This window comes from Tangfeifania diversioriginum (assembly GCF_900141875.1).
Lineage (GTDB): Bacteria > Bacteroidota > Bacteroidia > Bacteroidales > Prolixibacteraceae > Tangfeifania > Tangfeifania diversioriginum.
In genome coordinates, this window is record NZ_FQZE01000012.1 from 123025 (window position 1) to 131632 (window position 8608).

Below are 8608 nucleotides of genomic sequence, written 5' to 3' on the forward strand. Positions count from 1 at the left end.
ACTACAATGAAAATCGTTACTCCAAAATTCCGGGAAAGAAAATGAAACACTGAATAAATTCGATGAACTACCCCGTTTTTACGGCAAACAAAAAATAAACTATTCAATACCCCAGATTCTCGCCCTTTTCAATAGCCGGTATTCCTTCTTCCATCCACTCTGGCATTGGTTCGCCTTTCAGGTAATGATTGAAAAATCCGAACATGCGCTTGCTTAAATCCACACGGTTGGCCCAGCTCGAACCTTTCAGGTTATGAGGTTCTCCGTTGTAGGTAAGCAACCAGCTGGGTTTGTTCAATCTGCGCAATGCAACAAAGAACTCGATGCCCTGATACCATGGAACCGCACCGTCATCGTCATTGTGCATCATCAGTAAAGGGGTGTTTACTTTAGGCGCATAAAAAAGCGGCGAGTTTTCGATATAATGCAGCGGTTTTTCCCACAGCGTACCACCAATGCGGCTTTGTGTATGTTCATACTGAAACATCCGGCTCATTCCCGAACCCCAGCGGATTCCGCCATACGCACTGGTCATGTTGCTTACCGGGGCACCGGCCATGGCAGCGGCATATAAATCGGTTTGTGTTATTAAATAGGCCGTTTGGTAACCTCCCCAGCTTTGCCCCTGCAATCCAATATTTTTTTCATCGATATATGGAAATTCATTGATTAAGTATTGCGTGCCGCTGACAATGGCATTGTAGGCGCTTTGCCCGGGATAGCCAACTTTGTAAGTGATATCGGGAACAAATACCATATATCCGTTGCTCGCATAAAATGTTTTATTGATGGTTGAACGGCTTGGTGCCGGATGCTGGTGCCGGAATAAATTCTCTGCGTTGCGTTCATAAAAATACACCATCAGCGGGTACTTCTTATTTGGGTTAAAATTTTCAGGTTTGTACAAAATACCATTCAACTGTTCACCAGTAAGAGAGTTCCATTCCACAAGCTCAGCAGTTGTCCAGATAAAATCATCTTGCTGCGGGTTGGCATTCGAAATTTTTTCAGCCTCGGAAAAATCAATACTACTTGTCCACAAATCAGGAAATATTTCCACGTTTTGACGTGTCCAGATAAGTTTTTCTGTTTCTTTGGCTTTCTTCACATTTCCAAAATAATATTTATCCATTACTACCAGTTCGGGTTCAGTAATTGTACTGAAATCGAAACTAAAGAAACCGTTTTCCATGGTTTTTTCGTCAATCGCCTGCAGTAAAACATTCTTTTCCAAAGGAATGTGTAACAACTCCGGATCCAGTTTCTGGTAACGCAGGCGAATTTGATTGCGGCGGCCAAATGCTTTGGTAATATTCACAGGAACACGTTCTCCCGAGGGGTCGATCTTCCAGATATCGTAGCGGTCGTAAATGTAAACAAACCGATCGTTTTCGCTCCAGCCGGCAACTCCGTAGGGACGCGGATCCATGGGGCGATCGTTTCGTTCGTCGTAAAAATTCACCGGAATTAGTTTTGTAAGTGCAACAGGATCGAGGTTGTTAATATCGGTTGAACGCGAATAATAACTGCTGTCTTCAGGTTCGTACCAAACAACATATTTCCCGTGGGGTGATAGCCTGGCGTATGATTTCCCTTCAACAATTTCCCTTTTAATACCCGTTTCAAAATCAACGAGATAATAATCACGTTCACGTTTGCCAGTCCAACTCGAGGCTCTCAGATATGGAGATTCGTTATACCCCAAACCAACATTGCCATTGCCTTTCCGGATAGGTGAAACATTTTTGATATTTAAATCGGCCAACTGGATAAACCGATCGAGGGTGGTATGGTAAACAGCCAAAAAAGTTCGTTTCTTTTCGCGGTCGAGCTCAGTTTTTTGTTGTGGTTGTAGCTTATCATCGTGCCAGCTCCACACGTCGAGCTTCGGCTTTTCTTCATCCAAAACTGTATCTTTTGGCTCAGGTTCCGGGCTTTCGGCTGTCCCGAAATAAAGTTTAGTCCCATCTTCCGAAAAATAAATATTCCCGTTTTCGCTGGGCGACCAGCCTACCGGAATTCCGCTGGTGTAACTATCCACAGTAACTTCAGGTTCCGATTCCAGTGTGCCGTAGTATAATTCGTACACTTTTTCATCGATGGTGTCCTTTGAGAAAAGAAATGCGTATTGGGAACCGCTTTCATCGGCAACAGCTTTTTGGGCCCAGCCTTCGGAAGAGTACAACTCCCTGTTTTGCCCCAGGGAAGTATTGAAATGATGAACGGAAGAATAGGTGTTCAGTGTATCTTTTTTCTGCTGAATAAAATAGACCGATGCGCCATCTTTAGCATAAAAATATTCGGTTACATTCGGGAAATGCAATGTGTCGCCGGAATTCACTTCAAACAACACCAAATCATCACCGGGTTGTTTCACTTCCTTTTTTTCTTTCTTCTCATCGGTAGTATCTTTTTCAGCGGGAGCAGGTTCGGTTAAAAAGGCAATCCATCGCGCATTGTCTTCGGGCAGTTTATACGATTTCAGTTTCGGAAACTTCACCGTTTCATTGGTCCCAAAAAGCCTGATTCCCAAACTGTCTTTAGGCATTTTATCTTTTTTTACTTCATCCAGTTTTGCCTGCCTGATGCTGTCTTCATGAGGTTTGATTTCAAAAACTATAAAATCATTTTCGGAACCAAATGCAGGCCTGTTTCCACGCGGAATGGCATCCAGCCTGTCAGAATGTTTAACAATCAACATCCCGTCGCCCTGCTGAGGTTTTTGAACAAAAGCAACCCTCTCCCCATTATTCGAAATGATTTGATTCGAGATAGTATTCCACGTTTCAAAATCGTCGATTGACAATGCTTTTTTTACAGGTGCCTGGGCATAAAGTCCAAAAGAAATTAAAAATAAAGCTAATAATATCAGTCCGGTTCTTCTCATCACAACTCTCCCTTTTTCGTATTTAATATAAAAATTCAAATATAGAATAAATCACAATTTTATCTGCCAAAAAAATTAAGAAGTTCATTGAATTCTTCGGGTATTGGCGCGCTAAAGGAAAGTTCTTGATGGGTTTGAGGATGCATAAATTCCAGTTCAGAGGCATGCAAAAACAATCGTTTCAGGCCGGTTTTTTCTGTAATTATTTTATTCAGCTTGAAATCGCCGTGATGTGTGTCGCCCAGCATATCGAACCTGTTTTTTGCAAAATGTTGCCGTAGCTGGTGCCACCGTCCGGTTTCAGGTTGAATCTCAACAAGGCTAAGCACTACATTTTCGGTTTCTTTATGTGAAATACCGGTTAAAACAGATTGAAGTGTTTTGAAATGGGTAACAGCCGGTTTTTTAAATTTTGTCTTTTTTTTCACCAGCACTTTCTGGTCAAACGTTCCTTCCCCCGGGTTGGCCTGCACAATGGCCAGGTACTTTTTTCTCACCTCTTTGCGTTCAAACTGAAGGGTGAGATGATGCGCCATTTCTTTGGACAGAGCCAGCACAATAACTCCTGAAGTTTTGGAATCGAGCCGATGTACGTTGTAAATCCACTGCCCTGTGAGGTCGCCGGCAAGTTTAGTCAGGTAGGGCGCATCGTGCGGCATGAAATCGTTTTTATGAACCGGTAAATCAACAGGTTTATTCACCACAAGAATAAACTCATCGCGGTAGAGTACCGGTATATTAAAATCATGATTCACTGATAAATATTATTTAAATTTCACCAATCTTTCTCTATCTTTGGAACTCCGGCAAAATAAACAAAATCAATGGTAAAAAAGCTTTTATTCCCGGTTATTTTCGTGCTGATTTCCTGCGGTGTTGATAGCCGGAAAGAAGCCGAAAAAATCATTGCCGACTTCGAAGAAGAACACATTGCAGATAAACGCGAAACAGTTTTTGAGGTCGTTCCTGCATTTGAGCAGGGCAAATTAATTTTAAAAGGCGAAATCAGTAATCTGCAAAAAAAACAGGATATGGCAGCTGCCTTAGAACCACTGCAATTTACGGATGAAATCACCTTACTCCCCGATTCCACTTTGGGTGAAAAAATGTTTGCACTGGTGAACCTTTCGGTCGCGAATTTTCGGGCCAAACCGCGTTACTCCGCTGAACTGGTTACTCAGGCACTGCTGGGAACACCTGTAAAACTCTTAAAAAAACAGGGAAACTGGTACCTAGTACAAACACCCGACAAATATATTTCATGGGCAAATGCATCGGCAATTATACCGGTTACTAAAAATGAATTAAACAGCTGGCGGCAAACTGACAGATTAATTTTTACCGGCGATTTTACATTGGTTTACCAAAATAAACAGCTCAACAATCCTGTTTCGGACATTACTGCCGGCAATATTTTGGAAGTCATTAACCGGAACCGAAACAGTGCAGAAGTACAATTCCCCGATGAAAGAACTGGTTTTATAAGAAATGCTGACTGGCAGGATTTCGATAATTTTTTGGAAGCAGCCCAGCCCGATTCAGTGAATATTCCTGAACTGGCCCGAAGATTTACCGGAAGACCTTACCTTTGGGGCGGAACTTCAGCATTTGCCATGGATTGCAGTGGCTTCACCAAAATGGTTTATTTTATGCACGGAATAATTCTTTCCCGCGATGCATCATTGCAGGTCAGGCACGGTAGTTTCGTGGATTCCGGTGAAGATTTCAGTCAGTTTCAGCCAGGCGATTTATTGTTTTTCGGCAGAATAACTGAGGACTCCACAGAACGCATCACACATGTGGCCATTTCAACCGGAGGTTCCGAATTCATTCACGCTTCAGGAAGGATAAAAGAGAATAGTTTCAATCCGGCCAGTGAAAACTATTCTGAATACCGGAGAGAATCATTTATGCGGGCCAGAAGAATTATCGGTTCTGAAGGAACAGAAGGAATCCAGTGGATGAAAAACCATCCGTGGTATTAACGAAGTGTTTAAAAGTTACAAGAAAATGAAAACCGGCAGAAGAAAATTTTTAAAGAATACAGCATTGTTAACAGCAGGCGGAGTAATTTTGCCGCATTTAACTTATTCAAATATGAAAGGCGTATTTCCGAAACAAGGATTAAAACTCAGTTTTGAACCTTACGATTTACAATTAAAACATGTTTTTACTCTGGCCAACAGTTCGCGTACCACCACACCGGTAGTACTCACTAAAATTAGTTTTGAGGGGTTTACCGGCTACGGCGAAGCCTCCATGCCGCCCTACCTGGGCGAAACGCAAAAAACGGCGGGTTCGTTTCTTTCTTCACTAAACCTTGCGCAATTTACTGACCCATTCCGGATTGAAGATATTCTTGAATATGTGGACGAAGCAGCTCCCGGGAATACAGCAGCCAAAGCTTCGGTGGATATTGCCCTGCACGATTTGACAGGAAAAATTATGCAACAGCCGTGGTATAAAATATGGGGCTATTCGCCGGGAAACACCCCAAACACCTCGTTTACCATTGGAATTGACGAACCGGAAGTGGTGAAGCAAAAAGTGGAAGAAGCAGCACCATTCAATATTTTGAAAGTGAAACTGGGTGGTGATAATGATAAAGAGATGATTGAAACCATCCGCTCAGTGACCGACAAACCGCTTTGCGTGGATGTAAACCAGGGCTGGGAAAACAAAGAGGAAGCGCTGGAAATGGTACACTGGCTGAAAGAAAAGGGCGTTGAATTTGTGGAACAGCCACTACCGAAAAACCGGAAAGACGACCACGCCTGGCTGACAGAAAATTCTCCGCTGCCAATAATCGGCGACGAGGCCATTCAGCGGCTTTGCGATGTACATGAAGCTGTAGGCGTTTATTCGGGCATCAACATCAAACTGATGAAATGCACCGGCATGCGCGAAGCCCATAAAATGATTAACCTGGCCCATGCCAACCAGATGCGGGTGATGATTGGCTGCATGACCGAAACTTCGTGCGCCATTTCTGCAGCCGCCCAGCTTGCACCACAAGCCGAATGGGCCGACCTCGACGGAAATCTTTTAATTTCAAACGATCCGTATGAAGGAGTAAAAGTTGTGGATGGTAAAATTACGTTGATTGACCGACCGGGGATTGGGATTCGGGAGGTTTGATTTTTTATAAATTCAGAATCAATTTGGTTAATAAGAATAGAAATTGCGTTAAAAAAAGAAGAAAAGGCACTAACTAACAAAGTTTTAATAATTATTCCATTTATAATCTTAAAACATGCTTTGACCAGTTATCAATTTTTAGCCCGGGAATTCGTTTAAAATGATTTTCGTTATTCGTCACCAAAGTCATCTCATTTTCAATTGCCACTCCGGCAATTAATAAATCAATATCATCAATGATTTTTCCTGATTGCCGCAGGGTTGAATACAATTCTGCAGAAATTTTCACAGAATCCTCTGTTAATGGAATTATCAGGTTATCAATGACAAACTCCTCGAAAATTTCAATTTGTTTTAGTGCATTTTTAGCAAGCAAACCGCTTAATATTTCGTAATAAGTAACGATACTTATTTCTATTAAATCATAACGTTGGAGATAAACCTCAAAATTTTTAACTACTGTTTTATCACCCTTGAAATAGTAAGAAAGAATATCGGTATCAATGAGTGCCCTATTCATCAATTCTTCGCCTGTTTTTTTGACGATTGTTAATCAGCTTTTTCGTAAATTCATCAAAAACAGACTCATCCAGTTCTTTCCATGCTCCGGCAAAAGATAAAGTTCTTTTTTTCCTTGCTGGTTCATGTTCAAGCTTTGAAATGTAGTCATCCAAAGCTTTCAACTTTTCTTTTGGAATTTTGCTAATTCGCTTTAAAATCTGATTTCGTCTTTGAATATCGGTAATCATCCTTTTCTTTTTTACAAATATAAAGTGCCTTGTCGAATAAAACAAAATAAGCGAGTTTGTATTGTCGCAGTAAAATTGAACCAAGAAACCACCCAGCTTGTTTTAATCAAACAAGATGAAAACAGTTTTAAACATATTACTTTTTGCCGTTGCATTTTCTGCCTGCGGACAGGTTCAGGAGAAGGCTACGATTAAGGCTGAAGTAAAAAAGGACGAAAAAATGAATGAATACAGAAAATTAACCGATTTTGAAGAATATGTGATTATCCAAAAAGGAACTGAGCGTCCGTTTACCGGGGAATACAACAACCACAAAGCCAAAGGCAGTTATGTATGTAAACGATGCGGAGCCGAGTTGTACAAATCGTCAGATAAATTTGAATCGAACTGCGGCTGGCCCAGTTTCGATGATGAAATCGAAGGCGCAGTAACCAAAACGCTGGATGCCGACGGCCGGCGTACTGAAATCACCTGCAACAACTGTGGCGGGCACCTGGGCCATGTGTTTTATGGCGAGGGATACACCGATAAAAACACGCGCCACTGTGTAAATTCTATTTCACTGGAATTTATTCCGGCTGAGAAATGATTCCCGGGAAACGACAAAACCACTGTTCGTGAATCCGCCGGACATGAAAAGTCAGGCTCTTCAAAAACCGCTAAATTTCTTCCTTCACGATTGTCAGTCCGTCAATAAAATAAACCACTTCTGAGGTGTCCTGAGCTTCTGCAATAACCCGATGCGCTTCTTCTGTGTCAGCGTCGTCTTCATGATCTTCACCTTCGCCATGTTCCCCTTCCGGATTATGTGCATCGGCTTCGGTTCTCACTTCTTTAAAAATACCGCTGATAGTAAGGTCGCTCCCCATTTGTTCCTGGCTGAAAGCTCCGATTTTTTCGCCGGCTTCCACCCTGATGTTCGTATCTTCGTTGCTCCCCATCAGGAAACACCGGCCGCCACCTTGTTTGCACACGTGCATTACTGTGCCTTTTACCGTTACTTCTTCACCTTCCAGCTCTGCAGCATTGGCAAGCAAATCATCAACAGAATATACCGTTGCGGACTTTTCTGCAGTTTCATTCCCTTTTTGTTGGGTTGTGTTGTTGCACCCAAACAGCAAAATTCCCAAAAAGCCTAACAGAATTAATCGTTTCATTTTTACCTGGTTAAATTATTACTTTTTCAAATATACAATAATGCGAAAATTAACGGCACAATTACACCTGCAATAGTAAACCACCAACCCCATCGGCTTAGCCCGCGTTTTCCTTTCAGTAAAAACAGGCCGGAAACAGCCACAAAAAGAAGGATTACCGCCATTGCATCGCTCACCCATTTCCAAAGGGTGCCAACTGATGCTTTATGTAATTTATTCATTTCAAATATGATGGGGCGTCGCTGCAGGTAACTCATCGATGCCTTGCCGGTTTCAGGGTTAATGATTGCCTCGCCGTTCTCAATAAAAACCTTAATCATTCCCTGGTTATTGATGTAATGTTTTTTGTAAACGACATCCATTTCCTGATTTGTGAGTGCTTTTTTTACAGCTTGCTCATCAACATTTTCGGCTGAGTTAATATCAGTTTGAAACTCGGTAAAATAAATTTTGTAATCGGGATTAAAATCGTGCCGGTGGTTTAAAAAAATCCCCGAAAGTGCATAAACTACGGTCATTCCTACAATAAAATATCCCAAATCGCGGTGCAATATCCGCAGCAATTTTCTAATCTTCATTTACTTAGGGTTTGCTGAAAAACTAACGATTTATTTTTAATAGGCATTGTTCAACTCCGTTATTAGCAGGTTGAAAATTCACTAATAATTCCATTGTCT

9 protein-coding genes are annotated in these 8608 nt (G+C 41.8%); 3 read left to right on the plus strand and 6 right to left on the minus strand.

What is annotated here, in order from left to right:
• Window positions 1-103 precede the first annotated feature (103 nt).
• Window positions 104-2887 carry an alpha/beta hydrolase family protein gene (locus BUC07_RS09610; protein ID WP_073168851.1) on the minus strand — a complete coding sequence of 928 codons (2784 nt, stop codon included), beginning with the start codon at window positions 2885-2887 and terminating at the stop codon, window positions 104-106.
• 59 nt (window positions 2888-2946) lie between these two features.
• Entirely contained in the window at window positions 2947-3642 is a 696-nt protein-coding gene (locus BUC07_RS09615) for an RluA family pseudouridine synthase (RefSeq protein WP_073168813.1), read from the minus strand.
• A 69-nt stretch (window positions 3643-3711) separates the two neighbouring features.
• Between BUC07_RS09615 and BUC07_RS09620 the strand changes: the two genes are divergently transcribed.
• Both BUC07_RS09620 and BUC07_RS09625 read left to right on the plus strand, forming a co-directional pair.
• On the plus strand, window positions 3712-4872 hold the full coding sequence (locus BUC07_RS09620) for a C40 family peptidase (RefSeq protein ID WP_073168814.1): 1161 nt from the start codon (window positions 3712-3714) through the stop codon (window positions 4870-4872).
• A 25-nt stretch (window positions 4873-4897) separates the two neighbouring features.
• Window positions 4898-6025, plus strand: a complete 1128-nt coding sequence (locus tag BUC07_RS09625; protein WP_073168816.1) for a dipeptide epimerase — start codon at window positions 4898-4900, stop codon at window positions 6023-6025.
• A gap of 100 nt (window positions 6026-6125) precedes the next feature.
• Here the strand turns inward: BUC07_RS09625 and BUC07_RS09630 are convergent, their stop codons facing one another.
• Both BUC07_RS09630 and BUC07_RS09635 read right to left on the minus strand, forming a co-directional pair.
• A complete protein-coding gene (locus BUC07_RS09630; RefSeq protein ID WP_073168818.1) occupies window positions 6126-6545 on the minus strand; it encodes a type II toxin-antitoxin system VapC family toxin in 420 nt (139 codons plus the stop codon).
• Window positions 6538-6774 carry a hypothetical protein gene (locus BUC07_RS09635; protein WP_073168819.1) on the minus strand — a complete coding sequence of 79 codons (237 nt, stop codon included), beginning with the start codon at window positions 6772-6774 and terminating at the stop codon, window positions 6538-6540. Before BUC07_RS09635 ends, BUC07_RS09630 begins: the two co-directional genes overlap by 8 nt.
• A 115-nt stretch (window positions 6775-6889) precedes the next feature.
• Between BUC07_RS09635 and BUC07_RS09640 the strand changes: the two genes are divergently transcribed.
• A complete protein-coding gene (locus tag BUC07_RS09640) occupies window positions 6890-7363 on the plus strand; it encodes a methionine-R-sulfoxide reductase (protein ID WP_073168821.1) in 474 nt (157 codons plus the stop codon).
• A gap of 70 nt (window positions 7364-7433) precedes the next feature.
• Here the strand turns inward: BUC07_RS09640 and BUC07_RS09645 are convergent, their stop codons facing one another.
• Window positions 7434-7931: a hypothetical protein gene (locus BUC07_RS09645; protein WP_073168823.1), complete on the minus strand. Its 498-nt coding sequence runs from the start codon at window positions 7929-7931 to the stop codon at window positions 7434-7436.
• Window positions 7932-7957: 26 nt separating this feature from the next.
• Window positions 7958-8509: a PepSY-associated TM helix domain-containing protein gene (locus BUC07_RS09650; RefSeq protein WP_073168825.1), complete on the minus strand. Its 552-nt coding sequence runs from the start codon at window positions 8507-8509 to the stop codon at window positions 7958-7960.
• Window positions 8510-8608: the final 99 nt, after the last annotated feature.

Bases quoted from the DNA above. Each gene is read 5' to 3' on its own strand.
- BUC07_RS09640 (WP_073168821.1), top strand. From the start codon at position 6,890: ATGAAAACAGTTTTAAACATATTACTTTTTGCCGTTGCATTTTCTGCC.
- BUC07_RS09620 (WP_073168814.1), top strand. From the start codon at position 3,712: ATGGTAAAAAAGCTTTTATTCCCGGTTATTTTCGTGCTGATTTCCTGC.
- BUC07_RS09635 (WP_073168819.1), bottom strand. From the start codon at position 6,774: ATGATTACCGATATTCAAAGACGAAATCAGATTTTAAAGCGAATTAGC.
- BUC07_RS09645 (WP_073168823.1), bottom strand. From the start codon at position 7,931: ATGAAACGATTAATTCTGTTAGGCTTTTTGGGAATTTTGCTGTTTGGG.
- BUC07_RS09625 (WP_073168816.1), top strand. From the start codon at position 4,898: ATGAAAACCGGCAGAAGAAAATTTTTAAAGAATACAGCATTGTTAACA.
- BUC07_RS09650 (WP_073168825.1), bottom strand. From the start codon at position 8,509: ATGAAGATTAGAAAATTGCTGCGGATATTGCACCGCGATTTGGGATAT.
- BUC07_RS09630 (WP_073168818.1), bottom strand. From the start codon at position 6,545: ATGAATAGGGCACTCATTGATACCGATATTCTTTCTTACTATTTCAAG.
- BUC07_RS09610 (WP_073168851.1), bottom strand. From the start codon at position 2,887: ATGAGAAGAACCGGACTGATATTATTAGCTTTATTTTTAATTTCTTTT.